Source organism: Pseudogemmobacter humi (genome assembly GCF_900609055.1).
Taxonomy (GTDB): Bacteria; Pseudomonadota; Alphaproteobacteria; order Rhodobacterales; family Rhodobacteraceae; genus Pseudogemmobacter; species Pseudogemmobacter humi.
The window spans coordinates 1-26,108 of the sequence record NZ_UXAW01000119.1; the positions used below are offsets into that span (position 1 = coordinate 1).

The 26,108-nt window shown below is 65.8% G+C and carries 25 protein-coding genes; 5 read left to right on the forward strand and 20 right to left on the reverse strand.

Going from position 1 to position 26,108, the window contains the following annotated elements:
• Positions 1 to 217: 217 nt before the first annotated feature.
• From XINFAN_RS19670 to XINFAN_RS19710, 9 genes are all read right to left on the reverse strand, one after another.
• A complete protein-coding gene (locus XINFAN_RS19670) occupies positions 218 to 1,288 on the reverse strand; it encodes an ABC transporter substrate-binding protein (protein ID WP_124088563.1) in 1,071 nt (356 codons plus the stop codon).
• Between the two features lie 73 nt (positions 1,289 to 1,361).
• Positions 1,362 to 2,465 carry an ABC transporter ATP-binding protein gene (locus XINFAN_RS19675; RefSeq protein ID WP_124088564.1) on the reverse strand — a complete coding sequence of 368 codons (1,104 nt, stop codon included), beginning with the start codon at positions 2,463 to 2,465 and terminating at the stop codon, positions 1,362 to 1,364.
• A gap of 101 nt (positions 2,466 to 2,566) precedes the next feature.
• Positions 2,567 to 3,841 carry an amidase gene (locus XINFAN_RS19680; RefSeq protein WP_124088565.1) on the reverse strand — a complete coding sequence of 425 codons (1,275 nt, stop codon included), beginning with the start codon at positions 3,839 to 3,841 and terminating at the stop codon, positions 2,567 to 2,569.
• Between the two features lie 91 nt (positions 3,842 to 3,932).
• Positions 3,933 to 4,373 carry a VOC family protein gene (locus XINFAN_RS19685; RefSeq protein ID WP_124088566.1) on the reverse strand — a complete coding sequence of 147 codons (441 nt, stop codon included), beginning with the start codon at positions 4,371 to 4,373 and terminating at the stop codon, positions 3,933 to 3,935.
• An 11-nt stretch (positions 4,374 to 4,384) separates the two neighbouring features.
• Positions 4,385 to 5,545 (reverse strand): oxamate carbamoyltransferase subunit AllG family protein, encoded by a 1,161-nt coding sequence (locus tag XINFAN_RS19690; protein WP_160144675.1) that lies wholly within the window; start codon positions 5,543 to 5,545, stop codon positions 4,385 to 4,387.
• 37 nt (positions 5,546 to 5,582) lie between these two features.
• Complete coding sequence (locus XINFAN_RS19695; RefSeq protein WP_124088568.1) at positions 5,583 to 6,188, reverse strand: NAD-dependent dehydratase; 606 nt, start codon at positions 6,186 to 6,188, stop codon at positions 5,583 to 5,585.
• Between the two features lie 2 nt (positions 6,189 to 6,190).
• Positions 6,191 to 7,096, reverse strand: a complete 906-nt coding sequence (locus XINFAN_RS19700) for an NAD-dependent epimerase/dehydratase family protein (RefSeq protein ID WP_124088569.1) — start codon at positions 7,094 to 7,096, stop codon at positions 6,191 to 6,193.
• 11 nt (positions 7,097 to 7,107) lie between these two features.
• A complete protein-coding gene (locus tag XINFAN_RS19705) occupies positions 7,108 to 8,076 on the reverse strand; it encodes a PDR/VanB family oxidoreductase (protein WP_124088570.1) in 969 nt (322 codons plus the stop codon).
• On the reverse strand, positions 8,076 to 9,161 hold the full coding sequence (locus tag XINFAN_RS19710; protein WP_199286475.1) for an aromatic ring-hydroxylating oxygenase subunit alpha: 1,086 nt from the start codon (positions 9,159 to 9,161) through the stop codon (positions 8,076 to 8,078). Before XINFAN_RS19710 ends, XINFAN_RS19705 begins: the two co-directional genes overlap by 1 nt.
• A gap of 349 nt (positions 9,162 to 9,510) precedes the next feature.
• Here XINFAN_RS19710 and XINFAN_RS19715 point away from each other — a divergent pair, with 349 nt between their 5' ends.
• Entirely contained in the window at positions 9,511 to 10,416 is a 906-nt protein-coding gene (locus XINFAN_RS19715; RefSeq protein WP_160144676.1) for a LysR substrate-binding domain-containing protein, read from the forward strand.
• A gap of 37 nt (positions 10,417 to 10,453) precedes the next feature.
• Here XINFAN_RS19715 and XINFAN_RS19720 read toward each other — a convergent pair whose 3' ends face one another.
• The 9 genes from XINFAN_RS19720 to XINFAN_RS19760 form a co-directional block, all read right to left on the reverse strand.
• Positions 10,454 to 11,374, reverse strand: a complete 921-nt coding sequence (locus tag XINFAN_RS19720; RefSeq protein WP_124088573.1) for a LysR family transcriptional regulator — start codon at positions 11,372 to 11,374, stop codon at positions 10,454 to 10,456.
• Positions 11,375 to 12,039: 665 nt separating this feature from the next.
• Positions 12,040 to 13,068, reverse strand: coding sequence for a trans-3-hydroxy-L-proline dehydratase (locus XINFAN_RS19725; protein WP_124088574.1), 1,029 nt, complete (start codon positions 13,066 to 13,068; stop codon positions 12,040 to 12,042).
• 4 nt (positions 13,069 to 13,072) lie between these two features.
• Positions 13,073 to 14,743 carry a cis-3-hydroxy-L-proline dehydratase gene (lhpI, locus tag XINFAN_RS19730; RefSeq protein WP_124088575.1) on the reverse strand — a complete coding sequence of 557 codons (1,671 nt, stop codon included), beginning with the start codon at positions 14,741 to 14,743 and terminating at the stop codon, positions 13,073 to 13,075.
• Positions 14,740 to 15,741 (reverse strand): 4-hydroxyproline epimerase, encoded by a 1,002-nt coding sequence (locus XINFAN_RS19735; protein ID WP_124088576.1) that lies wholly within the window; start codon positions 15,739 to 15,741, stop codon positions 14,740 to 14,742. The genes lhpI and XINFAN_RS19735 overlap by 4 nt, the downstream gene beginning before the upstream one ends.
• Positions 15,742 to 15,744: 3 nt before the next feature.
• Positions 15,745 to 16,980 (reverse strand): NAD(P)/FAD-dependent oxidoreductase, encoded by a 1,236-nt coding sequence (locus XINFAN_RS19740; RefSeq protein WP_199286476.1) that lies wholly within the window; start codon positions 16,978 to 16,980, stop codon positions 15,745 to 15,747.
• A gap of 4 nt (positions 16,981 to 16,984) precedes the next feature.
• Positions 16,985 to 17,707 carry an amino acid ABC transporter ATP-binding protein gene (locus XINFAN_RS19745; protein WP_124088578.1) on the reverse strand — a complete coding sequence of 241 codons (723 nt, stop codon included), beginning with the start codon at positions 17,705 to 17,707 and terminating at the stop codon, positions 16,985 to 16,987.
• Complete coding sequence (locus XINFAN_RS19750) at positions 17,700 to 18,353, reverse strand: amino acid ABC transporter permease (protein WP_124088579.1); 654 nt, start codon at positions 18,351 to 18,353, stop codon at positions 17,700 to 17,702. The genes XINFAN_RS19745 and XINFAN_RS19750 overlap by 8 nt, the downstream gene beginning before the upstream one ends.
• 11 nt (positions 18,354 to 18,364) lie before the next feature.
• The gene (locus tag XINFAN_RS19755) at positions 18,365 to 19,030 is read right to left on the reverse strand and encodes an amino acid ABC transporter permease (RefSeq protein ID WP_124088580.1); all 666 of its coding nucleotides are present in this window, start codon (positions 19,028 to 19,030) and stop codon (positions 18,365 to 18,367) included.
• Positions 19,031 to 19,104: 74 nt separating this feature from the next.
• Complete coding sequence (locus tag XINFAN_RS19760) at positions 19,105 to 19,914, reverse strand: ABC transporter substrate-binding protein (protein ID WP_124088581.1); 810 nt, start codon at positions 19,912 to 19,914, stop codon at positions 19,105 to 19,107.
• A gap of 365 nt (positions 19,915 to 20,279) precedes the next feature.
• Here XINFAN_RS19760 and XINFAN_RS19765 point away from each other — a divergent pair, with 365 nt between their 5' ends.
• Entirely contained in the window at positions 20,280 to 21,311 is a 1,032-nt protein-coding gene (locus XINFAN_RS19765) for an Ldh family oxidoreductase (protein WP_124088582.1), read from the forward strand.
• A 305-nt stretch (positions 21,312 to 21,616) separates the two neighbouring features.
• Complete coding sequence (locus XINFAN_RS19770) at positions 21,617 to 22,231, forward strand: hypothetical protein (RefSeq protein ID WP_124088583.1); 615 nt, start codon at positions 21,617 to 21,619, stop codon at positions 22,229 to 22,231.
• 42 nt (positions 22,232 to 22,273) lie between these two features.
• On the opposite strand, the gene XINFAN_RS19775 is transcribed toward XINFAN_RS19770, so the two are convergent.
• Positions 22,274 to 23,338 carry a hypothetical protein gene (locus XINFAN_RS19775; protein ID WP_124088584.1) on the reverse strand — a complete coding sequence of 355 codons (1,065 nt, stop codon included), beginning with the start codon at positions 23,336 to 23,338 and terminating at the stop codon, positions 22,274 to 22,276.
• On the opposite strand from XINFAN_RS19775, the gene XINFAN_RS19780 reads away from it, so the two are divergent.
• Together XINFAN_RS19780 and XINFAN_RS19785 are read left to right on the forward strand one after the other, a co-directional pair.
• A complete protein-coding gene (locus XINFAN_RS19780) occupies positions 23,337 to 24,032 on the forward strand; it encodes a hypothetical protein (RefSeq protein WP_124088585.1) in 696 nt (231 codons plus the stop codon). The genes XINFAN_RS19775 and XINFAN_RS19780 overlap by 2 nt on opposite strands.
• A gap of 1 nt (position 24,033) precedes the next feature.
• Positions 24,034 to 24,990, forward strand: a complete 957-nt coding sequence (locus XINFAN_RS19785; protein ID WP_124088586.1) for a hypothetical protein — start codon at positions 24,034 to 24,036, stop codon at positions 24,988 to 24,990.
• A 202-nt stretch (positions 24,991 to 25,192) separates the two neighbouring features.
• On the opposite strand, the gene XINFAN_RS19790 is transcribed toward XINFAN_RS19785, so the two are convergent.
• Positions 25,193 to 25,918 carry a FadR/GntR family transcriptional regulator gene (locus XINFAN_RS19790; protein WP_124088587.1) on the reverse strand — a complete coding sequence of 242 codons (726 nt, stop codon included), beginning with the start codon at positions 25,916 to 25,918 and terminating at the stop codon, positions 25,193 to 25,195.
• Positions 25,919 to 26,108: the final 190 nt, after the last annotated feature.

Below are 26,108 nucleotides of genomic sequence, written 5' to 3' on the forward strand. Positions count from 1 at the left end.
CACGAAGGTGATCACGATGAACAGAAGCAACGGAAGAACAAGAAGAAACGCGCGGCGGCGTGAACGCGACTGCGCCCGCGAAAGCGCAAGACGCAGAGGCACATCTTGTTCCGGGGCCATGCTGCGTGGAACCGCGGTGGCAGTGAGGTCAGCCATCTGAGTCTCCGGGCGAAAATGAAGGCAAGGCCGGAGGGAAGCCCCCTCCGGCCGGTCCGGCTCAGTTCAGGACAAGCCAGGCGTTGAGGCGCTCATTCAGTTCGGCGTCGCGATCGACCCAGAACTCCAGCGAGGTTTCCAGCGCATTGGTCCGGTTTTCAGGCGCGGTCGGCAGGTTCGGCCCCATAACGGTGCTGCCGTCCTTGTAAATGATCTCCACCGCATTCGAGGAATGACGCGGCGGGCCGTAGGAGATGTATTTCGCCTGGGCGGCCAACCCTTCGGTAGAGGTCGCGTATTTGATGAATTCGAGCGCCTCTTCCAGATTGGGTGCGCCTTTCGGAATGACATAGGTGTTGAGTTCCGAGATCTGGCCGTCCCAGATGATCTCGAAAGGCTTGCCTTCATCGATCCGGGCGTTGAAGATCCGGCCATTATAGGCCGTGGTCATCACCACCTCGCCATCCGCAAGCAGTTGCGGCGGTTGTGCGCCGGCTTCCCACCAGACGATATCCTTCTTGATCGTATCCAGTTTGGCGAAGGCGCGGTCCTGGCCCTCGGCGGTTTCCAGCAGCGCATAGACCTCATCCGCCGGCACACCATCGGCCATCAGCGCAAGTTCCAGGACCGCCTTGGCGCTTTTCTTCAGCCCGCGCTTGCCGGGGAATTTCTCGGTGTCGAAGAAATCCGCCGCTTTCGAGGGCTTTTCGCCGGTATATCTGGAACCGTCGAAGGCGATGACATTCGCCCAGAGATCGGTCCCCACGGCGCAGGCCGTCAGGCCGCCCGGAAAGAAATCCCCGGCCGCAGGCGTGCCGTCTGCGCCGTCGGGCAGGATCGCCGGGTCGATCGGCTCCAGAAGCCCTTCATCGCAAAGGCGGATCGCATCGGCGAGTTCGACCGAGGCCACGTCGATGGTGATGTTCCCCGCTTCGACCTGGGCCTTGATCGGGCCGGCGGCATTGTCGGTATCGACCATCACCGTCCTGATGCCGGTCTTTTCGGTGAAGGGCTTCAGATGGGCCTCGTTCTGTGCGAAGCCATAGGCTCCGCCCCAGGACATGACCGTCACATCTGCCTGGGCGGCAAAGGCCGCACAACCCAAAGCGGTGGCAAGCGCCAGTTTCTGCATTGCTGGTTTCCCTGTTTTATTGGTTTGAGTTATGATCGTCCGCGCCCGGACGGATCGGCGCAGCGGCTGGTGGTCATATCGCGTCGAGCGCACGCGCATCCTGGGGATGCCAGCCGATCTGAATCTGTTCGCCGGGTGTGAAGCGCCGCTGGTCAAGAGAATTGCGGCATTTCACCACGAAATCGTCGGTGCCGGCGACGCGCATCCGGGTGCGCAGGATGTCGCCCATATAGATGACCTCCAGCACCTCGGCCTCCAGCGTATGGGCGCCCGCGGGCATCAGTTCGGGCTTGAACTCCACCCGCTCGGGGCGGATCGAGACCAGCGTCTTCTGGCCCTTTTCCGTCACATTCACCGGCGTCGCGTCGATCAGCTCGCCGGTCGCAAGCCGCACCAGCGCCTTGCCGCCCGACAGGTCCTCGATCGTGCCCGGCAGCTTGTTGTTCTCGCCGATGAACTGCGCGACGAAGCTGTTCCCGGGCCGCTCATAGAGATCGGCGGGCGGGGCAAGCTGCTGGATCCGGCCGTCGTTGAACACCGCCACGCGGTCCGACATGGTGAGCGCCTCGCCCTGGTCGTGGGTCACGTAAACCACGGTAATCCCAAGGCTTTCGTGCAGGTGCTTGATCTCGAACTGCATATGTTCGCGCAGTTGCTTGTCGAGCGCGCCGAGCGGCTCGTCCATCAGCACGAGCTTCGGATCGAAGACCAGCGCCCGGGCGAGCGCGATCCGCTGCTGCTGCCCGCCCGAGAGCTGCGCCGGACGGCGGCTGAGGAAAGCGCCCATCTGCACCATGTCGAGCGCGCGCCGGATCCGCGTCTCGCGCTCGTCCCGGCCCATGCCGCGCACTTCCAGCGGAAAGGCGAGATTCTCGCCCACCGTCATATGCGGGAACAGCGCGTAATTCTGGAACACCATGCCGATGCCGCGCTTGTGCGGCGGAACCTGGTTGATCGGACGACCGTCCAGCCGGATCTCGCCATGCGTCGCCGTCTCAAAACCGGCAAGCATCATGAGCGATGTCGTTTTACCGGAACCCGAAGGCCCCAGCATGGTGAGGAATTCGCCCCGACCGACCGTGAGATTCAGATCTTTGACAACCAGCGTTTCTCCGTCATAGCTTTTCTGGACGCTGTCGAAAGTCACATAGTCATTGTGCTGAAAGGATGCATTCATCCGATATCTCCCTGTTCTCCCGGCTTTTCGCCGTTGTATTGTTTCAGTGCCGCGCCGAAGAAAATAAACTGCCGCTCCATTTCCTTCCCGCAGTCATGAAATCACCCGAGATGCTCAGGCTTTTTTAAAGAAGGTGGCCTTGCCGGGACGGGCAGCAGCTTTTCCGCCCAAAGCGCATGGGAAAGAAGTTTCTCATCCTGATTCAGCCCCGCCAGCAACTGGATACCGACCGGCATTCCGGCCGGGCCGGTAAATCCGGGCAGGGTGATCGTGGGCAGATGCAGCAGACTCCAGAGCCGGCTGAAGATCGGATCGCCGGTTGCGTCCAGACCTGCCGGAGCCTCGCCCGGCGCGGCGGGGGCGAGCAGAAGATCGTATCGGTCGAAGACACCGGCAATGCGGTCGCGCAGATCCGCCGCCTGCCGCAGGTTCTGCCGGTGGTCGGCGCGATCGGTTTTCATACCCGAGGCGAGCATCGCGCGAAGAACCGGGCTCAGGCCCTCGGGCTGCGTGGCCAGCTCGGCTGCGAGCGTCTGCGCCGCTTCAAAGGCCATGATCCCGGCATGAAGCCGCGCCCCTTCGGCAAAGGCGGACAGATCGATGGTTTCGACCAGGGCGCCGGCCGAAAAAGCCTTTTCTGCCAGCGTCATGACATCCCGCGTTGCAGGCTGGGCCTGGTCCCACCACGGCGTTTGGCACAAGCCGATCCTGAGGGGTGGTTGTGCCCCGGAAACCGGCGCTGCGGGCACCGGACCTGCCAAAACCGAATGAATCGCCGCCGCTGTGGTGACATCCTTGCTCAACACCCCCAGGGTATCGAACGAGGGCGCGAGGCCACCAGCGCCTGCAAGGCTGTAGCTGCCGAAGCTCGGTTTGAATCCCACTACGCCACAATATGAGGCAGGCCGGGTGATCGAGGCAGCGGTCTGCGAACCGAGCCCGGCGTCGATGAAACCCGCCGCCACGGCCGCGGCCGAGCCGCTGGAGGATCCGCCCGGGGTGCGGGCCGGATCATGCGGGTTGCGGGTCGGGCCGGGCGAGAAGAAGGCGAATTCCGTGGTGACGGTCTTGCCCATGACCACCGCGCCCGCAGCGCGCAATTGCGCCACCGCCGCGGCATCCCGCGCCGGCCGCGTGCCGCGGTGCAAAGGCGATCCGCTGCCGGTCGGATAGGGCAAGGCGTCGATGATATCCTTTACCCCGAGCGCAAGCCCGGCCAGCGGCGTCTTTTCCGATGTCTCGCCGATGCGGGAGAGCTGTTCGTGCACATCTTCAGCGTCATATGCCGCGAAAGCGCGGATATCCGGCTCGTATTCCGCAATACGGCTGATATATTCCCGGATATGCCGATATGCAGACTGGCTGGCGCAGCTCATGATTGCGGATCTTTCGCTATATTCTGCATGTGATTTACATCTTGCGAGACGTGCCGAAATAATTCCGTCAGCACTGCGGAGCGGGATTTGACTACCAGTTCCCGGTATTGGGCATTGAAATCCACGGCTCGGCCGGGGGCAGTTTTTCGCCTCTTTGCAGAAGCTCGATGGAAATGCCGTCGGGCGAGCGGATGAAGGCCATATATCCGTCGCGCGGCGGCCGGTTTATCGTCACGCCCGCCGCGGATATCCTGCGGCAGGTCTCGTAGATATCGGCGACCTCGAAGGCGAGATGGCCGAAATTGCGTCCGCCGCTATAAGTCTCGGGATCCCAGTTCCAGGTCAGTTCCAGGATCGGCGCATTGCTCTGGCGCGCCGCGTCCAGATCCTCGGGCGCGGCGAGGTAGACGAGCGTGAAGCGCCCCTCGGCCGAGTCGCGGCGGCGGACCTCTTGCAGGCCGAGGATGCCGCACCAGAACCGCAGCGCCTCGTCGAGGCTGGCGACCCGGACCATCGTGTGCAGATAGCGCATGGCGTTCTCCCTCAGCGGCCCGTGGTGAAATCGGCGGCGCTGGTCGCCACGCAGCCGCCGCCGACGCGGCCATGGCGGCCAGAGCCGTCGATCATCCCCAGGAGGATCACCGGACCCTGGCCGGTGGCCTGCACGCGGGCGGCGTCGGTCGCGGCGGGGCTGCCGAAGCCGTCCAGCGGGCCGTGCAGGAACTGCGCAGGGCGGGTGAGTGCATCGGGCGGCAGATGGGCGGCCAGCGCCGCGCGCACCGGGGCTGCGCTGGCGAGGATCTGCCCGCCGAGCCCCATCACATCCACGATGGCGCTGTCACCAAGGGCTGGCAGCGGCGCGGCATCCGTGAGGCGCGGATCGGTATCGCCGCGGATCGCCGGGGCGGGGGCCAGGTGCCAGCGGCCGGGATCGCCGGCGAGGCGGAAGCCGAACTGCACGCCGTTGCCGCCGGCATGGGTGACGAGCGTCGCGTCCGGCACCCCCTCGGCGGCGCCCGCGATCAGCCCGCACATCGCCATCCAGACGTTCAGCGCGAAGGCGGGGGCTGCGGCCAGGAACGCCGTCACCGCCTCATCCGCCGCGCCGCGCTGCAACAGCGCCGCGACCAGCAGCTCCGAGCCCGCGAGCGTGCGCGAATGGCAATCGTCCTCGCGGGCGATGGCCTCGCGCAGCAGCGGAAACAGCGGCAAAGGCGATGCGGCCAGCCGGTCCGCGATCCAGGGCGCGAGCTCCTCGTCCAGCCAGCGCAGATGGCGCGGCAGATCGGGGTGCAGGATGCCAAGCCTCGTGCAAAGCGCCATGCCCTCGTTCAGCGGGCTGTAAGCCGCCCGCCCGGTGGTGCGGTCCCCGACGGCGATCAGCTGCGCCGAAGGGCCCGCCGCGCCCGCCAGCGGGATGAAGACGGCATGATCCTGCGCGGGCTCGATGGCGATCCCGCCTTTGGCCAGCAGATCCAGCGCGCTGGCTTCATCGGGCGCCCAGCCTTCCCGCAGCACCACATTCACCAGCGAATTGCGCACCGCGACCGGGATCGCGTCGAAGGCGGTATGGGCAGGGCCGGCGTGCAGGATGACCCGGCGCTCCAGCCCCGGCAGGCTGCCGAGGCGGCACATCCCGGCCCAGACCGGATCGACCGCATTCATCCTGCGAAAGGCGGTCTCGTTCGGATTTGGCTGTGACATCGGATGTCCCCTGGCTGGTTTGCTGCGGGTGGGTGCGTCAGGCGCGGATCCAGGACTCGCTGTGCGCGAGCGCGGCGGATTGCGCGCGGCGGTCGAAGAAGTCGCGCTCGACCGTGGCGCCGGGCAGCGGCCTGCCATCGAAGGTGATCGAGGCCGAAGTGGCGGGCTGGAACACCGAGAACATCTCGTGCCGTCCGGTCTGGCTGTCCTGCGGGGGCTGGGCGACGGCGAACATCTCCTGAAGGCCGGACCAGCGCATTTCGACCCGATGGCCGTCGAACTGAGCCACTTCGGTGACGTGGCGGGGATAATCCGCCTCGACCGAGAAGACCGCGCCGGAGACGATTTCCAGCGCGTCGATCGCGGCATGGGCCGGGCGGAACAGACCGAATTTGCGCACGAAATCGTCCAGCAGATACCGGGCGAGCGGCGCGTTGTCGGTGCAGCACAGCCGGATCGGATTGGCCACGCCCCGGTCATAGGGGTCTTCCAGCACCAGGGTCATGTGACCCCGGCCAAGGTCCGAGCCGTTGATGCGGAAGAACAGCGCCAGCGTGGACCACTCGCCCTGCGGGTCGGTCTTGAGATAGATCGGGGGGTTGTCGCCGGTCCAGTCGACCTTGCCGGTTCTGACGTAATCCATGCTTACACCTTTTCCATATCGTCGTGCCGGGTTGCGGCATGGGCCGCGCGCAACTGCGCGAAATCCGAACCGGGCGCCCAGCCGAGCAGCCTGCGCGCCTTCGCGTTGCTGAAGACCGAGGCGCGCGGATCGGATTTGTAACGCGCGCGGTCGAGCGTTTCCGGCAGCGCGCCGAGGATCCGGGCGGCCCAGTCCAGCGTCGGCTGCGGGTGCGAGCTGTCGTCGGCGCCGATGTAAAAGCTTTCGCCGCTGATCCCCGGCACTTCGGCCGCGGCGCGGAAGGCGCGGGCCAGATCGCCTGCGGTGACGTAGTAGAACAGCCAGTTGCGGCCCGGCGCATCGACGAAGTCGATATATTGCCCCAGCGTCTCGGGCAGCACGACCGCGAGCGGGCGCAGGCTGACCACCTCGATGGTGCCGCGGCGGGCGAAGCTCTGGCCCATCAGCTCGGCGATCTGCTTGCTGACGCCATAGGCATAGACCGGGCGGTTCTCGTGGCGTTCATCCACCGGCAGGCTTTGCGGCTTCCAGTCGGGCCGCATCTCCTGCAAGCCGCAGATCGAGATCGAGGAGCACAGCACCACCCGGCGGACGCCCGCCTCCTCGGCGGCCTGAAGCACATGCCAGCTGCCGCGGGTGTTGACGTTGATATAGGCCTCGTCCGGGCAGCCCCAGTCGTAATCCAGGCCCGCCAGATGGATCACCACATCGGCGCCGCGGAAGGCCTGGCGCAGATCGTCCATCTGCATGATGTCGGCGCGGATATAAGTCGCCCCGCAGGCGGGCGCGTCTTCGGCGGGCGGCGCGAGATCGGCGTTGATCACCTCATGGCCCGAGGCGAGGCAGGTGATGACATGGCGCCCCACCCGGCCCGAGCCCCCCGTCACGACGATTTTCAGTCTTTCCATATCCGCTGTCCCTAGATGTCGAGTTCGAGAACGTCGCCGCAGGCGCGCGAGACGCAGACCATCATGTAGTCGCCCTCCTCGCGCTCTTCGGCGCTCAGCACGCTGTCGCGGTGGTCGGGCGTGCCCGCCAGGACCCGGGTCTCGCAGGTGCCGCAAACCCCGTCGCGGCAGGAGCTTTCCACCTTGATCCCGGCCTGACGCAGCACCTGAAGAAGGCTCATGTCCGCGGGCACATGCAGCCGCTTGCCGCTGGCGCGGCAGATCACGTCGAACGGCCGGTTCGCGGATGCCGGGGCCTGGGGCGCGGCGGAGAAACGCTCGATCCGAAGCTGCCAGGGCGCGCCCTCGTTCAGCTTTTGCAGCGCATCGAGCAACGGCCCTGGCCCGCAGGAGTAAACCGTGGTCTGCGCCCCGAGGAACGACAGCAGCTTCGGCAGATCCAGCATCCCCGCCTCGTCATCGCAGTGACAGCGGATGCGGTCTTGCGGCAGGGCGGCCAGTTCGGCCAGGAACGGCAGCCGCCCCCGATTGCGCGCCGCGACGATCAGTTGCCAGTCGCGACCTTCAGCCTGTGCACGGTGCGCCATCGGCAGAACCGGCGTGATGCCGATCCCCCCGGCGATGAACAGGGTCTTCTCTCCCGGGGTGAAGGGAAAATGGTTCCGCGGCGCGCTGACCGCGATCTCGTCTCCAACCTGAAGCCGGTCGTGGATCCAGGCCGAGCCGCCGCGGCCATCCGGCTCGCGCAGAATGCCGAAGCGGTATTCCGTCAGGTCCGCCGGATCGCCGCAAAGCGAATATTGCCGGATCAGCGGCTCACCGTCCCGCCCGGTGCCGGGCAGGATCAGATCGACATGGGCGCCCGGCTCCCAGGCGGGGAAACACTCGCCACCGGCGGGCACCAGCACCAGCCGGAGGATGCCGTCTCCGGCTGCCTCCAGCCGGGCGACCCGGGCAGCGATATGTTGCGTCGCGCCCATCATTCTGCCGCTTGGACCGTCGCGCGGGCCCGGGCCTCTTCGGCCGCATATTTGCGCACGAGCCAGGTCTGAAGGCGCTTGATCACCTCTTCCTCGGGCGCCAGCGGGCCGCGCGCCGAGAAGCTGGAGTTGTAGCCCTGCTGGCAGCTGCGCCAGGCGTAGAGATCTTCCTCCATCACCGGGCCCAGATCCTTCACCTCACGCTCGTAATTCTCGCGGAAATCTTCGCGGGCGAGGGTGGATTCGGGATACATCCAGCTGACCGCATAGAGCGATTTCTGCGCCCCCACCGGCAGCCAGAGGAAGTATTTCACCTTGTCGGGCATGGCGACGATCAACAGGTTCGGCGCCACCGTCACATAGCTGAGCTGGGTGCGCTCCTGATCGCTCAGCCCCGCGATCGGCGGCTGGAGGATCGTTTTGGTATGGGTGGGCGCCGCATCGCGATGCGTGCTGCACAGGTTGTAGGAAATGACCCCCTTGTCGAGATCGTTGAACTCGACCGCCTCGTCCAGGGTCTGGCCGCGGCTGAGTTCATACATATCTCCCCAGGAACTGGAGTGGAGATACATGCAGTGGTAGCATTCGTCGTTGAAGATCTTCCAGTTCCAGTCGAATTCTTCGAGATGGAGCGGAGCTGCCCCGCGCAGCGAGGCCATATCGTAATTGCGCAGCTGCTGACCCAGCTTCGCCAGCCGCTCGCCAACCGGCGGCAGGCTTTCATCCATGGTGATGAACACGAAACCTTCCCAGATCTCGGTGCGGATGCGCGGGATGCAGACATGGGCGACGGATTCGCCATCCGCCCCGCCATCGGTCAGCCCCGGAGCCCCGATCAGCTTGCCCGACAGATCATAGGTCCAGGCATGAAGCGGGCAGCGCAGGCGGCGCAGATTGCCGCGCCCCTCGACAAGGATCATCCCGCGATGCTGACAGACATTGGCCAGAACCTGGACCTTCCGGTCCCGGTCGCGCAGCACGATCAGCGGATCCTTCCCGACCCGGATCGTATAGTAATCCCCCGGGTTCGGAATCTCGTTGGCGTGGCCCACGCAGAACCATTCATGCCGCCATACGGCGTTCATTTCAAAGTCGAAAAATTCACTGCTGGAAAAGACGCTGGCTGGCAACGCAATGACAGTCTCCGCGTCCAGCGTGCTGGAATGCAGGTCTTCAAGCGGGACGGGAGAGGTGAGAAGAGGCTGATTCATATGAAAACCCTCATGGCTATGTCACTGGACGACCTGTTCGCTTGAGGTATGACTACAAGTCAGATGCATCTTTGAGAAACATCGATAATTCAGCGATAGATGAGATTTTCTCACCGATCTTCACATCCGGGCGCTTGCGATGCCGCCGCGGCGCAGGCAGGATGATGCGGGATCGGACCAGATGCGCCGCCTATGGCGGCCGGGCAGGAAACGGGGCAACGGGATGGCGGCGGGCAACCTCATGCACCTGAACGGGCTGCGGGTCTTCACGATCGCCGCGACCCATCTGAATTTCGTGCTCGCCGCGAAAGAGCTGAATGTCTCACCCTCGGCGGTCAGCCATCAGATCCGCACGCTGGAAGAATATCTCGGAACGAAGCTGTTCCTGCGCGAAGCGAGGCAACTGGCGCTGACCCAGGAAGGGGCGCATCTCTACCAGCGCCTGAGCGGCCCGTTCCGCGATATCGGCTCGGCGATCGAACAGATCCGTCAGCAGAGCAATTCGCGTCAGGTCACGCTGATCTGCCGGCCATTCTTCTCCAGCTTCTGGCTTGCTTCGCGGCTGCAATCCTTCTGGGCCGAGCATCCCCGGATCTCGCTGAATCTTATCCATCAGAACTTTCTCGCGCCGCACGACTTCGATCGCGCCGAACTGGCGGTGGTCTGGGGCAAGACGCCGCTGGACAGCATGTCTTACGTTCCCCTGGTCGTGGGCGGGCTGTCACCCATCATGCATGTCTCCCTGGCGGGGCGGATGGGTGTGCCGCAAACCCCGGAAGACCTGAGGAACTTCACGCTGCTGCATGAGGAAAACCGGCTGGGCTGGACGGAATGGTTCGAATACGCCGGGGTCTCGAAAACAGAGGGAATGCAATCCTATCTGATCGACGACACCAACGTCCGCTACCAGAGCATGATCAGCGGCCAGGGAATCATGCTGGGTGCCGCGCGGCTGTTGCGGCCGCAGATCGAATCGGGCGAACTCATCCAGCCCTTCGATATCGTGCTGTCGGACTACCGATACTGGCTCGTCTGGCCAGAGGGCCGGGCCCTGAGCACGCGCTGCCGGCAACTGATCGACTGGCTGCAAAAGGAGGCAGCCATGACAGGCGTCCGGGGCGCGCCATAGTTTGCGACAGACCACGCGGGCGGCGGCCTTTGCTTCCTCAGCGCCCGCCTTCCCCGAGCGCGGCGAAGTAGCTGATCGCATGATCGGTGAACCGCCGGGTTATCGGTCCGCGATGCATGCCATCGCGCGACGCCAGCACGATGCGCAGGGGGCGAATGTCATTTTCGATGCGCAGGGCACGGATCTCGCGGCGATCGTAGGTCAGGTTCGAGGGGGGCTGCATCACCAGCAGGGTGAAACCAAAGCCCGAGGCGACCGCACTGCGCACGGCCTCCATCGAGGTCGATACATAAGAGATTTGCGGCGTAATCCCGCCCTCGGCCAACAACTCCACAAAGTAGCTGCGGCTGCCCGGCCCATCCAGCAAGACATAGGGTTCGTCCGCAAGGTCATGTAAATTCACGGATTCGCGCGCGGCAAGGGGATGATCCGCCGCGAGCACGACCATCGGCTTCGGGGCGGCAAGTTCGATCAGCGCCATGTCGCTCAGTTCGGCGCCGCGCTCATAGGTCAATGCAAAGTCTATGGTGCCGTCGCGCAATGTATCTGCAAGGCTGACCAGCGACATTTCCTGATGCCGGACCACGATACCCGGCAAAATTGTGTGGAAACTGCGGATCAGCCCGGCGGCATAGAAGGGAGACAGGGTCCAGAATACGCCCAGCCGGATCTCACCCGCCCTTTCCGCGGCCAGGGCTGCGGCCTCGCGCTCAACCTGTTCAGCCTGCTGTAGCAGACCCTCGACATGCTTCAGGAACATCCGCCCTTGCAATGTCAGGCTCAGCCCCCTGGCATGGTGCCGGTCGAACAGCATGAGGCCGGTCATATGCTCAAGCTTTTCAATGGCCTGGGCGACGGAAGGTTGCGATATGTTCAGGATTCTCGCCGCTTGTGCGATGCCGCCATGTTCCGCCACGGCGCGGAAATAGGCACATTGACGAAGGGTGAAGCGAACCATATTTTTCCTTCTTTAATCCCCATATATATGAGTTTTCATATTTCCTCAGAGCAGTTCAAGCTGCTTCTTGTCACGACCTGCGGCAGACGCCGCATTCCTGGCAATAAGATGGATCTGAGAGTCAGCGATGTCGCCAGCCCAATCCCCAGCCGAACTGTTCACTGCTGCGAGCCGCCGCCCCTGGGGCCCGCGGATGTGGCGGTTGCCCGTCTCCGCAAACTCACGTCTCGCCGCCCTCCCGACGGGGCCGGCTTCTCCGATGAGTGCGGTCGCCTTTGCAGACCGGGACCGCCTCCGCCCGGCCCGGAAGGCCGGCTGCCTGGATCGGATCTGGGGCCCGGGGCATGATCTGACCGTTCGGCCTCTCGAACCGGATGGATTGCAGACTGATCAGCCCGACTGACCGGGTCTTCTGCAACGGCGCTCTTTGCATCACTCCGGGCCGGGATTCGCCCCCTGCAACTTTAAACATGATTCCGCCGATCAGACTTCGGGTTTGATCGCTCTGTCGTCTGCACCATGGAGAATCGCGATGGCCTTTGAACAGGTGCCGATGGCGCCATGGTCACCCAGGTGGCCTTTCCCGATCACAGCGGAGCGGGGGTGGGTGCCGGTTGCGCGCCGGATCATATCCTGCGCGATCTGACCGAAATCCGGTCGCTGACCTAGCGCGCGCCCCAGGTGTCCGAGAGCCGGTAACCGCCGGGCCAGGGGTCTGACGGGTCCAGCATGTGCTGATGGATCCCGGTGATCCAGCCGCGGCCCGAAATCTCGGGCCGGATCGCCGGGATCTCGCCCACCGTGGTGGTGCCGAGGATGCGGCCGGTGAACTCCGACCCGATCAGCGACACCGCCGTCAGCCGGTCGGCCTCGGTCATCTGCCCGCGCGCGTGCAGCACCGCCATCCGGGCCGAAAGCGCGGTGCCGGTGGGCGAGCGGTCGACCTTGCCGGGCCGGATCGCCACCGCTGCGCCCGCGCGCAGATCGTTGCCCTGGCGGGCGACCGGCCCGGCGAACAGGCAAAAGGAATAATGCGTCCAGTCCGGGTTGGTCGGGTGGCGAAAGCCAAGCTGTTCGGTCCCGGCGTCCGAGATCCTGACGCCGAGCTTCGCGATGTCATGCGCCTCGTCCGGCGTCAGCGAGAACCCCAGGCTGCGCGCATCGACGAAGACGAAACTGTCGCCGCCCCAGGCGGTGTCCACCGTCAGGGTGCCCAGCCCCTCGACCTCGATCCTCGCGTCCAGCCGTTCGGCGAAGCTCGGCAGGTTTTCGACGAAGATCCGCTCGGCCTTGCCGTTCCGGCATTCCGCGCGCACCCGCACCAGCCCGCCGGGGGCCTCCAGCACCATGCGGGTTTCGGGCTCCTGCATCGGCACGATGCCGCTGTCGAGCAGCACGGTCGAGACGCAGATCGAGTTCGAGCCCGACATCGGCGGCGTGTCCTCGGGTTCCATGATGATCCAGGCGGCGTCGGCCTCGGGGTGTTTCGGCGGCACCAGCAGGTTGACGTGGCGGAACACGCCCCCGCGCGGCTCGTTCAGCACGAAATTGCGCAGGGTGTTGTCTTCGGCGATCCAGCGCGACTGTTCCCAGATCGTGTCCCCGGGCGGTGGGCGGACGCCGCCGACGATCACGTCGCCGACCTCGCCCTCGGCATGGGCGGAAATCACATGGATCGTCTTGACGCTGCGCATGGGGTCACTCCAGCCAGGGGGGAAGGGTCTTTGCGGCGTGGCCGCTGAGCGCGGTCCGGGCGCAGTCGGCCAGGCTGCCGAAGCGCAACGCGCGCCCGGAGAGCCCCGGCCCGTAATGGGCGTATTTGCCGGAATTGGTCATCAGCGCCCTTGTGGCGGTCGGGAACACCGGCTCCGAGATCGAGCACCAGCACAGATCGGGCAGCACCTGGACACCGAACTGCTCCAGCCGCGCGAGCGTGCCGTCCGCGCGCAGCCCGGCGATCACCTGGCGGCCGGCGGTGATGATGGTGGGGATCGCGACCGGCCCCGCCAGCAGACCCGCGAAGGCGCGGCATTCCTGGTGCGAGGCATGGGGGCTGCCGATGGCGATCAGCTCCACCTCTTCCGGCCCCTCGTTCAGGATGCGCCAGGCCTCAGCCATATCGTCGCGGGTGATCCGGGCATGGTCGGCATCTTCGCGGATCAGATGCGCCTCGGGGGTCACGCCTTCCACATGCAGCATCGGCGCCGCCGAAGTGGTGCCGAAGGCCGCGCAAAGCGCCTTCAGCGCCTCGGGATCAGGGGCGGCCTGCGCCAGCCCACGGAGCAGCGGAATCCGGTCGGGTGAGGCCCGCCCCGCCAGCCAGCCGATCAGAGGCCAAAAGGCGTCATCCGCGCCCTCGGGCATCCCGATGTCGATCACCCGCGCGGCGCGGCGGTGCTCATCCAGATAGACCCCCGCGAGCGGCGCGCGGCCCGTCACCGCGATGCAGAGGTCGAGGAAATCCGGGTGTTTCGCCGTGCGCGCGCCCAGCACGGTATTGGCATAGATCACCGCGTTCGATTCCGCCCAGGCGATGGTCTCGCCCTCGGCCGGCGCCGTGTCCAGCAGATAGGGTGAGCAGGTAAAGCTGTTCCTGCACCCCATCCGCACATAGGCATCGGCCAGCCGCGCCGCGGGGCCGCCGAACGAAGGCGGCACGCCCTGCGCCTGCCAGTTCTCGCGGTCGACCGAGATCGCGTTCATCGTGGTCGGCACCCGCACCTTTGCCCCCAGATCCGCCATCTTTTCGGCGAAGGTCAGGTTGGCGGGGCTGGCGTAGATGCAGCCGTCGATATGGGCCTGGGTCACGTCGATCAGCCGCGCGGCGCCCTGATTGGCCGCCATCGCCACGATGATCCGCATCGCCTGGCGGGTGGCCTCGCCCTCGGCGCCATTCAGCATGGCGCGGTCCGCTTCGGTCAGCTCCAGGTCTGACGCTTCCGGCGGGGCGACCGGCAGGGTCAGACCGGGGGCCTCGATGGCCGCCGGGCTGACGGCTGCCTCGGGTTCCTGCGCCAGCCGCTGCCAGTCGCCGGGCTCCAGCCGCAGGACCGGCAGGGGTTTCCCGAACATCTCCGCCGCGATCAGCGCGCCCAAAGTCACCACATCCTCGGGCTGCGAGAAGATGATCGCCGCCGGCGCCCGCCCGTTCAGCGCCAGATCGAGGATCACCCCCGATCCGGTGCACGACCCCCGGGTCGAGGGCATCATCAGGACCGATCCGGCGATGCTTTTCCCGTGCAGAGGGTGATGCACGTCGATCACCCTGCCGGTCGCGGGATCGACACCGCCCCAGAAGCTGAGCGGCTCTTCGGTCGCCAGCACCGGCCCCCGCGCGCTGCCGGTCAGGATGCTGCGCGCGGCGCTCATTTCACCACGAATCCATGGGCATAGGGGTCGCGGTCGTCGATGAAGATGGTGTTGATCCCGGTCTGCCGCGCCCATCCTCCGATGGAGGGAATGATCGCAGCTTTCCCGCCGACCTCGGCCGCCGCCTCGACCCGGCCTTTGAAGATCGAGCCGATGATCGATTCATGCCAGAACTCATCCCCGACCTTCAGCTTCCCCTTCGCCGCCAGCTGCGCCATCCGCGCCGAGGTGCCAGTGCCGCAGGGCGAGCGGTCGATGGCCTTGTCGCCGTAGAACACCGCGTTGCGGGCATGCGCCCCCTCGACGGTCGGCGCGCCGGTCCACTGGATATGCGACAGCCCGTTGATCCGCGCATCGCCCGGGTGGGTGAAGTCGTATTTCTCGTTCAGCGCCCGGCGCAGCTTCGGCGAGAAGCCGATCAGCTCTCCGGCGGTGAAATCGGCCATGTCGCGGAAGTTCTTCTGCGGCTCAACAATCGCGTAGAAATTGCCGCCATAGGCCACATCCACCACGATCTCGCCCAGACCCTCGACCTCGGCCGTCATCCCCTCGGCGTAGAGGAACGAGGGCACGTTGGTCAGCCGCACTTCCTCTACGAAGCGGCCGTTCTGTCGGTATTCGATATCGACCTTGCCGGCAGGGGCGTCGATCGACAGCTTCCCCGGCTCGCGCGGCTGGATCAGCCCGTTCTCGATGCCCATGGTGATGGTGCCGATGGTGCCGTGACCGCACATCGGCAGGCAGCCCGAGGTCTCGATGAACAAGACCGCCACGTCGCAATCCGCCCGCGTCGGCGGGTAGAGGATACTGCCCGACATCATGTCATGGCCGCGCGGCTCGAACATCAGCCCGGTGCGGATCCAGTCGAACTCGCGCAGGAAATGGGCGCGTTTCTCCAGCATGTCGCGGCCCTCAAGCCGCGGGCCGCCGCCCGAGACGAGGCGCACCGGATTGCCGCAGGTATGGCCGTCGAGGCAGGAAAACGTATGGTTGGCCATGGGTCAGAACCTCTGCGGAGAGAACGGGGTCAGGTCGATTGCGGGCGCGGTGCCGGTCACCAGATCGGCGACCAGACGCGCGGTGCCCGCCGATTGCGTCAGGCCGAGATGGCCGTGGCCGAAGGCATGGATCACCCGGGGGGACGCTTTGGAGCGCCCGATGGCGGGCAGGCTGTCCGGGAGCGAGGGGCGGAAGCCCATCCACTGCACGCCTCCCTCGGGGTTCAGCCCCGGCAGGAAGGCGCGGGCCTTCTTCAGCATCGCTTCGGAGCGTTTGTAGTTCGGCGGCAGGTTCAGCCCGCCCAGCTCCACCGCACCCCCCACCCGGATGCCGGTGGACAGCCGGGAGATCACGAACCCATGGCCGCCGAAGGTGACCTGGGTGCGCAGATCGAAGGCGTTCTGCGGCAGGGTGGTGTTGTAGCCGCGTTCGGTCTCCAGCGGGATGCGGTCGCCCACCGAGCGGGCGATCCGGTGCGAGAAGGCCCCGGCGCAGATCACCGCATGAGCGGCGCGCAGGCTGCGGATCCCCGCCACCGCCTCGACCCCCTCGGGCCCGGCGTTCAGCGCGGTGATCTCCGCGGTCTCGATCCGGCCGCCATTCGCGCGGAACCGCTCGGCCAGCGCGAGCGTGTAGAGCTTCGGGTCGCTGATCGAATACCAGCCGGGGGTGAAGGTGCCATGGGTGAACCGCGGCGACAGGCCCGGTTGCAGCTCGGCCATTTCCCCGGCCCGCAGATGGCGAAACTCGATCCCGTGTTCCGCCCGCGCCTGCCAGCCGGGCAGCGAGGCGTTGAGTTCCGCCTCGCTCTCATAGACCTGGAGATTGCCCTTCTTCTCCAGCATGTCTGAGGTGCCGGTGGCGGCCAGAAACGGCTCCAGCTCGGCTTTCGACAGATCCATCAGCGCGGTCTGCGCCGTGGTGGACTGCGCCACCCGCGCGGGCGAGCAGGCGCGCCAGAACCGGAACATCCAGGGCGCGATCTTCAGCGCATAGGCCGGCGGCACCGACAGCGGCCCGAGCGGGTCGAGCAGCCATTTCGGCGCCTTCTTCAGGATCCCGGGCGAGGCCAGCGGCAGGATATCGGTGAAGGCGAAGGCCCCGGCATTGCCGGCCGAGGCCCCGGCGGCCGGCCCTTCGCGGTCCACCACCGTGACTTTCAGCCCCCGCGCCTGCAACGCGAGAGCCGCGGAAAGCCCGACGACCCCCGCCCCGATGACGATCACATCGCTCATCATGCCCTCAATGCGTCGCGGCCAGGAACTGCCGCAGTTCGGGATCTTTCGGCGCGTCGAACAGCTCTTCGGGCGGGGCGATCTCGGCCATCACGCCCTTGTGGAAGAACGCCACCCGGTCCGAGACCTCGCGCGCGAACTTCATCTCATGGGTGACGCAGATCATCGTCATGCCTTCCGAGGCCAGCATCCGCAGCGTGTCCAGCACCTCGCCCACCAGCTGCGGGTCGAGCGCCGAGGTCACCTCGTCGAACAGCATGTAATCGGGCGACATCGCCAGCGCGCGGGCAATCGCCATGCGCTGCTGCTGACCGCCCGACAGGCGCGAAGGATAGACCGAGAGCTTGTCGCCCAGCCCGACATGTTTCAGTTGCTTCTCGGCTTCGGCCCCCGCCTCGGCTTTCGAGCGTTTCAGGACCTTGACCTGCGCCAGCATCACGTTTTCCAGCACCGTCAGATGCGGGAAGGCGTTCCATTGCTGGAACACGATGCCGATCTTCTGGCGCAGCTTGTTCAGATCGGTGCTTTTGGCGTGGACCTCGATCCCGTCGACCAGGATCTTGCCGGAATCGATAGGCTCCAGCCCGTTGATGCAGGTCAGCAGCGTCGATTTCCCCGAGCCCGAGCCGCCGATCACGGTCAGCACCTCGCCCCTGGGCACCGTCAGGTTGATGCCCTTGAGGACTTCCAGCGGGCCAAAGCTTTTGCGGACGTTTTCGATCTCAATCATTGGACCACCGTTTTTCCAGATAGCCGCCGAAACGGGCAATGGGGAAGGAGATGACGAAGTAGAACATCCCGCAGATCATCAGCAGGAACAGCGGTTCCTGAAGGCGGGTGATCAGGATCTGCGTGGATTTCAGCAGCTCCACCACCTGGACGATATAGACCAGCGCCGAATCCTTCATCACCCCGAGCGCGAGCCCGATCCAGGACGGCAGCGCCACCCGGGTCGCCAGCGGCAGAACGATGTTGCGCATGTCCTGGCCCCAGCTCATGCCCAGCGACCGCGCGGCGCGGCGCAGGGTCAGCGGCACCGATTCGATGCCGCCGCGCACGATCTCGGCGCAATAGGCGGCGGTGTAGAGCGAGAGCACCCCGCAGGCCACGGCAAAGCCCGACATCTTCAGTTTCAGCACCGCGGTCAGGAAGGCATTGGCCAGCACAAGCTGGATCAAGAGCGGAATCGAGCGGAAGATATCCAGCACGAAGGTCATCGGCGCGGCCCACCACGGGCCGATCTGATAGCGCACCACCCCGAAGACGATGCCGAGGATGGTGCCGAAAAAGACCGAGATCGCGGTCACGAGGAGCGTCATCCCCGCGCCTTTGGCGAGAAGGATCAGGTCGTTGACGGTCAGAGCGGTATCGAACATCGCGGGCCCCCTCAGTAACGGAACAGCCGGGCCGCCAGCAGGCGGGCCGAGAGGGTGATCGCTTTGGTGAGCAGGTAGAAGATCACCGCCGCGATGGCGAAAAGCTCGAAGGTGCGGAAGCTGCGCGCGTTCAGTTCGCTGGTCACTCCGTAGAGGTCGGTGTTCATCGCCACCACCGCGCCCAGCGAGGTCATCAGGATCGCCCAGACCATCTGGTTGGTCATCGGCAGGAAGGCGATGCGCAGCATCTGCGGCATCACCACATTGGTGAAGGCCTGGCCCGAGGACATGCCAAGCGACCGCGCCGCGCGGGTCTGGGTGTCGGGAATGGCTTTCAGCGCGCCGCGGAAATTCTCGGCCAGGTAGCCTGCGTTGTTGAAGGCGATGCCGATCAGCAGCGACATATAGGGCGACAGGTGGATGCCGAAGCCGCCCAGCCCGAAATGCACCATATAGATCTGGAACAGGGCGGGGGTGTTGCGCGCGATCTCGACCCAGGTGGTGGCGATCGCCGAAAGGAAGCGGTTGCCCGACAGGCGGAAAACGGTAAGCGTGATCGCCACGGTGATGCCGATCATCATCGACAGCACGGCGATCTCGATGGTCACCAGCGCCCCCTCCAGCATCTGCGGAAGCGAGTTGAACGCCTGATTCCAGCGGAAATTGTAGTTGAACATGACCGCCTCACATCTCGAAAACGGAGAAGCGGCGCGGGGGCGTTACCCCTCGCGCCGCAGGGAAGGCGGAAGGTTCAGCGGTAGACGCCCGGGATCGACAGGTTGGCGGGCTCGCCGTCGCCGACCCATTTCTTGTAAAGCTCGGCGTAGCGGCCGGTGCGGACCTGCTGGTTGATGAACAGATCCATGTAGTTGATCAGGCCGTATTCCTCGCGGAGCGTGATCAGCGCGACGTAATCGGGCACCATCGGCGCCTTGTCGGCGATCGAGATGCCGGGGAAATTGCCCGATTTCACGTTGGCCTCGGCCACTTCCATGGTCGAGACGGTGGCGTCGAGCTGGCCCTGCGACAGGGCAAGGAACACGTCGGCCTGGTTCTGGTAGGGACGGAACTCGCCCTCGCCCCATTCCTTGACCTTGCCTTCCAGCCAGATCGCCTCATAGGTGCCGGCGGTGGCGCCGACGGTCTTGCCCTTCATGTCTTCCCAGCCGGTCAGCCCGGCCTTCTCGCTGGTGACCACGGCGTTCTCGAAGGCGTAATAGGGGATCGAGAAGCCGACGGTCTTGGCGCGCTCCAGCGTGTCCGAGGTCGAGGCGACGGCCACATCGACATTGCCGGACATCAGCGCCGGGATGCGCTCGGGGAAGGTGGTCTCGACGATCTCGGCGGTGACGCCGAGCGCGGCGGCCAGATCGTTGCAATAGTCGACATCGAAGCCGACCGGATTGTTGTCGGCATCGCGCGAGCCCATCGGCGGGAAGTCCAGCACCACGGCGCAGCGCAGCTTGCCCGAGGCGATGATGTCATCGAGTTTGTCGGCCAGTGCGGGGCCTGCCATCACGGTGGCGGCCGACAGGCCGAAGGCAAGGATTCCGGTTTTCATTCCACTCTCTCCCTGAGCTGATGCTGGACGTCGATTCACGTCGCTTCACTATCCGGTGTCAAGCGCGCTGACGCAAATCAAAAATACAATTAGTATACAAGCGACCTGAATCCATGGCGATTAAAAGGCGGATTGGCTGCCATATGGCGCCGTTCGGGCGATATTCCTGCATGCTTTCGTCGCATGATCGGTGAATGGCAGGGTTTTTCCGTGTTCTGCGGTCCGAATGACTTCGCGTCACCCCCGCCCCGGGCGGGGTTTCGCCGTGGCTGCGGCAGAATCGTCTGTGCCGCGGCCGGGGTGGTTGACCATCCGCAGGCCCTGGAGGCATGTCATTGGGGGAACAGTCAGAGGAGGGGCCGCGGATGTCGGGCACCACATATAGCGTCGCGGAACTTGAGGCCCGGATCGGGGCGATTTTCCGGGGCGTCGGGATGAACGGGGTGCAGGCCGGCGCGATGGCCCGGGTGCTGACCGCGGGCGAGCGCGATCATTGCAAATCGCATGGTGTCTACCGGATCGAGGGCACCCTGCGCACGGTGAAGGCGGGCAAGGTCAACCCGCAGGCGATGCCGGTGCTGGCGCCCGACGACGGCAGCGCGCTGGTGCGGGTCGATGCGCAGGGCGGTTTCGCCAATGCGGCCTTTGAACTGGCGCTGCCCGCCCTGGCGGCGCGGGCGGACAAGCTGGGCATGGCGGCGATGGTGATCAACGACTGCACCCATCTGGCCGCGCTCTGGCCCGAGGTCGAGGCCGTGACCGCCCATGGCCTGGCCGCGATGGTGATGTGCCCGAGCTATGCCACGGTTGCGCCGACCGGCGGCACCGAACCGCTTCTGGGCACCAACCCCTTCGCCTTCGGCTGGCCGCGCGCGGACGCGGATCCCTACGTCTTCGACTTCGCCACCTCGGTCGCGGCACGGGGCGAGGTGGAACTGCACCGCCGCGCCGGGAAGGAACTGCCCGAGGGCTGGGCGCTGGATGCCGAAGGCCGCCCCACCACCGACCCCGAGGCGGCGCTTGCCGGAGCGATGCTGCCCTTCGGCGGCCACAAGGGCTCGGCGATCTCGACCATGATCGAACTGCTCTCCGGCATCATGATCGGCGATCTGACCAGCCCCGAGGTGCTGGATTACCTCGGCTCCACCACGCTGGCGCCGCGCCATGGCGAGCTGATCCTCGCCTTCTCGCCGCGGGCCTTTGCGCGTGGCCGCGACGGCGATCCCTTCGCCCGCGCCGAGGTTCTGTTCGGGGCGATCCTCGGCCAGGGCGCGCGGCTGCCGTCGCAGCGCCGGTTCCGGGCGCGGGCGGAAGCCGCGGCGCAGGGCATTACGCTGAGTGCCGGGGAAGTGGCGATGCTGGACCGCTTCCTCGAACAGGGTCTGGCGGCGGTCTGAGCCGCGTCTGACTGCGCGGAGACACTCAGGCCGCGCCGGGAAAGCCCGCCCAAAGCGGAGCATATCCCTGATACCGGAAACTGTGAGGCGCTCATTCCGCCCCACGGATCGGCATCGTCTGATCCGCGCAGGGATCAGAGCGCGCAATGGTCGCCCGGGCTTCCTCAGAAAATCCGGCAGCGGTTTACGTGCAGGGGGAAAACTGGTCGGCAATGACTTTACCGAACCGAAGATCGGCCGTAGATTCGCGACGATCAGGTGCTCAGGCATATTAATGCATTGTCTTTCAGACGGATGGAGTTGTGATGATCCGGTTTTTCCTTGCCGCGCTTGCAATAGCGGCACCCTTCATGGCGCAGGCGCAGAGCCTTTCGGCGCAGGACATTCTGGCCCAGGTGGACAAGAAGGTGGCCTCGGGCAACGAATATCAGGCGTTGCTGGCCGATCCTGATCCCGCGCGGGCGCTGGCGGCGATGCAGATCATGCTGGCCTCGGGCGACGCCGACCTGGTGCGGATCGCGCTGAACGCCGGGCTTTACAGCCCCAATCCGACCGTGCAGCGCACCGCCTTCGAGGCTTTTATCCAGACGGCTCCGGTTATCAACATCTATGTCGACGGAAAATCGGCTGGGGATGCTGATCGCTTTCGCGGCTGGATCGAATACTATTCCGGCACGGTGAACGACAAATCCGTTGGTTTCATAAGCCAGAAAGTGAGCGACTACGACAAGTACGGTTCCTGCTATACTTATTCGGGATCCAACGCATGCCTGTTCAGGATCTCGGATGATGGCATCAGCATCAGGATGTGGGATTCGTGGAACATTCTACGCCTCAACGATCAGGGCGAATTAGCTGGACTTGTTAAGGTATCTGATATCGCGGCACCGCTGCCGATCCGTATTCCGGTGACGAACTAAGCCACTAACGAAGCCGCACCTTCTCCGGTGCGGCATCTTCCCTCAATGGAAACTCACCGCGTCGATCCCGACCGGGGCCTCGTCCCAGGCGCTGCGGATGGTGACATAGACCCAGCGGGCGCTGGTGGCGGCGCCGGTCAGTTCCAGCGTGCCGTCCGGCCCCATCACCCCCATGGCGAAGGGCCGCGCGCGCTGGCCCGCGCCGTCGGCGGCGACCTCGACGGTGATGTCGCGCGGGACGGCGAAGCCCTCCTCGTCTGTCGCCCGGATGCGCACCCGGCTGAGGATCGCCGCCGCCTCGCCCCGGACCCGGAAGGCGATACGGTTCGGACGGCTGAGGCTGAAAGCATAGAGGCCGGGGCCGGTCAGATTGGCCTCGCCCTGGTCCGGGGTCAGCGGTGGCAGGATCGCCGAGACCGCCTCAAAGGCGAGGCCGACGCTGTCGGGCGCCTCCGGCGCAGACACCGCGCCCCCGCCCGCCGCGACGGGCGCGGCCTGGCGCGAGATGCGGCGGGCGATATTCTGGCCGATCTCCTCGATGCGGATGAAACGGCCCTCGGTCGGGGTCAGCGCCTCGGTGATCATGCCGATCGGGCGGTCGCCCTCGAACAGGAAGGCGCCGCTGCTGCCCTTGAACAGTTCTTCGCCGGGTTTCGTCACCATCGCCTCCAGCGTCAGGTAGTCGGTGCGGGTGATCTGCATCGGGATGCGCTCGACCTCGCCCGAACTGCGCAGGCGTTGCAGATGAACCTCTCCGCCTGTCCCGGCCCTGACCTCGCCCGAGATCAGCGGCAGGCCGGCGGTGCAGCGCTCTTCCACCGCGCCGCGCAACTGGCCGATGGCAAGGTCCATACCCTCCCAGAACGGTGTTTCGATCAGGGCGGGGGAATGGACGACCGGCGCGCCGGAAAAGACGGTCACCCGGCGGCTGTCGCCCGCGACATGGCGCGGCAGGATCACCCAGCACAGGCCGGCATGGTGGATGAGGAAGCCATGCCCGGTCTCGCCCGCGCTTTCGATCCGCACGGTCTGGGCAGCAATAAAGGTTCCATTGCCGGCGGCGGCGGCTACTGTCACAACCAGCAGGCAGGTTCGGAGGATGCGCATGTCGGCGAAGGGGCTCCCGTTTTTCATTCTGCTGCCATTTGCGGCGCTCGCGCAGGAGGTTAGCCCGGTCGCGCTGACCTCTCAACCTTTCGACGAAATCTGGCGCCCTGCGGCCGAGATTTCCGGCGCGGTCGTGGTCGGCTTTGCCGCCGCAGCCGCCCCTTTCGCGGGCGAAAGCGATCTGAGCGTCAGCGCGATGATCCCGGGCGACTGGCGCGGCACGGATCTGTGCCTGCGGGTGACCAGCGCCGATGGCCGCTATGAATCGCGCAACAGCTACCACGTCAGCGAAGACTGGCAGGGCGGCGCCATCCCGCTGCCCTATCCCAGCCCCGATCCCGCGCGCCTGATCGACCTGCCCCCGGGCGAGGTGACGGCCGCGCTCTGGCAGGGCGATTGCGACGGGAGCAGCCTGGAAATCGCGCTGGTCCGGTGGCGGGGCGGCACCGAGCCCTTGCTGATGCTGAACACCTCGCGCGCCGATGAGACCTTCCTTCTGTTCACCAGCCATCCCGACTGGCCGGAGGTGACCTGTCTGCCCTCGGCGGCGGCGGGGCGCATCGCGTTCGACACGGTTTGCCCGCTGCCTGTGGGCGCGCTCGAACAGCCGAAGCTCGATGTGGTGGTGATCCCGTTCCGGGGCGGCGAGATGGGGCGCGAAATCGCGCTGACCCTGCGCGGCCCGGCGGGCTGAGATGGAGCGCCTCACCAACCGGATCCTGCCCTTGGCGGGGCTGTTGTTGCCGCTGGCGACGATTGGCCTGCTGGCGGTGCTGCTGGCGGATCCGTTCCGCGCCCGGCGCAGTTTCCTGATCGAGGCCGATACGCTGGCCGCCGTGATCACCTTCGAGGGCGGTACGAGCCACTGGGATCTGGGCGAAGCGATGCTCTGCCGTCCGCTGGAGCGCATCGATCTGCGCGCCGCGCCCGGCAGCGGCCCATGCGACAGCCGCCGCTTTGCCGGCAGCGTCGGGCCGGTCGCCCTCGCCTGGAATGACGGGGCGACGGTGGCGATCACCGATCGCGGCGCGCGCGGCCTTACGCTGCGGATCACCGGGCTTGCCGGGCTGCCGGATGGCAGCCTGGTCGTGCTCAGCCATGAGCGGCTGGCGGAACTGGGGGCGCTCAGTTTCGCAGGCCATCTGGTTCTGGGGCGCAGCGCCCTTTCGGGCGAGAGCGGCCTGCTGCTCTCGGGCAGCTACGAGGCCCGCGAACGCCCGCTGCTGAGTTCTCAGACCGAGACGGTGAAGAGCGGCGTTCTGCGCAGCGGCGACAGTGTGCGGATTCTGGAAGACGGGGAGTCCGCGCTGACCTATGGTCATCTGACGCTGCCCGAAGACCCCGATCAGCGCGGGCTTCACCTTGTCGGCGTTTCGGCGCCGGGGCGCACGGCGCTTGAGGTCAGTTATTTTGGCGGTCGCGCGCCGAACCTGATCCGGCCGAACTGGGTGGATCGTGCCCTGACGAGCCCCTTGCTGATCGCGGGCCTTTTCCTGATCTCGGCAGGGGCCGGACAGATCCAGCTTCTGATCGCCAGCGTGGCCCGGCTGACCGGCGCAAAAGGCATCGCCGGACAGCAAGCGGCCCGGTCCCCCGCGCGCCCGGCACGGCGGCCCCGGAAGAAAGGCCGCCTGCGCCGGTGGAGACAGTGAAGATCATCGGCCGGTCACGGGACGGCAGGCCCGCTCTTTGCTTCAGCGCTGAGATTGCCTTGCGCAGCCTGGGCCAATCCCGGGAACTGCGGCATGTCCTGTTCCAGGCGGCACGGGTCGCCGCCTGTCATGATCCCGTCCGGCGGATGAACCCGGTTGCCCCGGCATGGCAATCCGCCTGCGGACCTGCCCCGGTGGCCCGCTAAAGGTCACCGCTCAGCGGGAGGGTATTTCGGTGAACCCCGGTCAGATGCGCGCGCAGGAGCTTTGTCGCCCGCTCCGCGTCGCGTGACTGGATGGCCTCGTTGATCTGCTCATGCTCGGCCTGGTAATGCGCCCATTTCTCGGGCGAGAAGCTGCTTGCCTTCAGCATCTGCCAGGCGCGCTGCGAGCGCAGCAGCAGGATCTGCTGCCCCAGGCTGCGAAACATCTGATTGCCGGTGCAATCGAAAAGCAGGCCATGGAACCGGGCATCCGCCGCCTCGGCGCCGATCCAGTCGCGCACCTCACGCCCTGCGATCACCGCATCCGCCAGCCGCTGAAGATCTGCATTGGTGGCCGCGAAAGAAACCAGCCCCACGATTGCGGGTTCGATCACGACACGAAACCCCACCAGCTCGGCCGGTGAGCAATCGGTCAGAGGCCAGCCCTGCGACCGATCCGGCAGGGCGGGCAGAGCAGCCGGGCCATCGCCGGCCCCCGCCGCCGCGATATAGGTGCCGCGGCCGACATGACGGGTCAGGATCCCGCGCCGCTCCAGCTCGGCCAGGGTGTCGCGCACGGCGCCGCGCGACAGGCCGCTTTCTTCGGCCAGCCTGCGCTCATTGGGCAGCCGGTCGCCGGGGCGCAGCCTGTGATCGGCAAGGGCGCTGGTGAACTGCAAAAGCAGCGCCGCCTTGTCCAGGACAGCCTCGGGCAGCCAGGTCACCTCCGGCGTTCCGAACGCTTCTTCCTTATGATCGCTTGTGATCAAGATATACCTTTCGGACCAATATGCTTTTGCAAGACGCTTAAAATTACCCCTTTACGGAGATTTTCATTGGTGTTTAGCCTGAAGTCAACAGATTCTGGTGGACTATAGCTTAAAATGGCGAACCAATAAGTCCAAGTTTCATGCA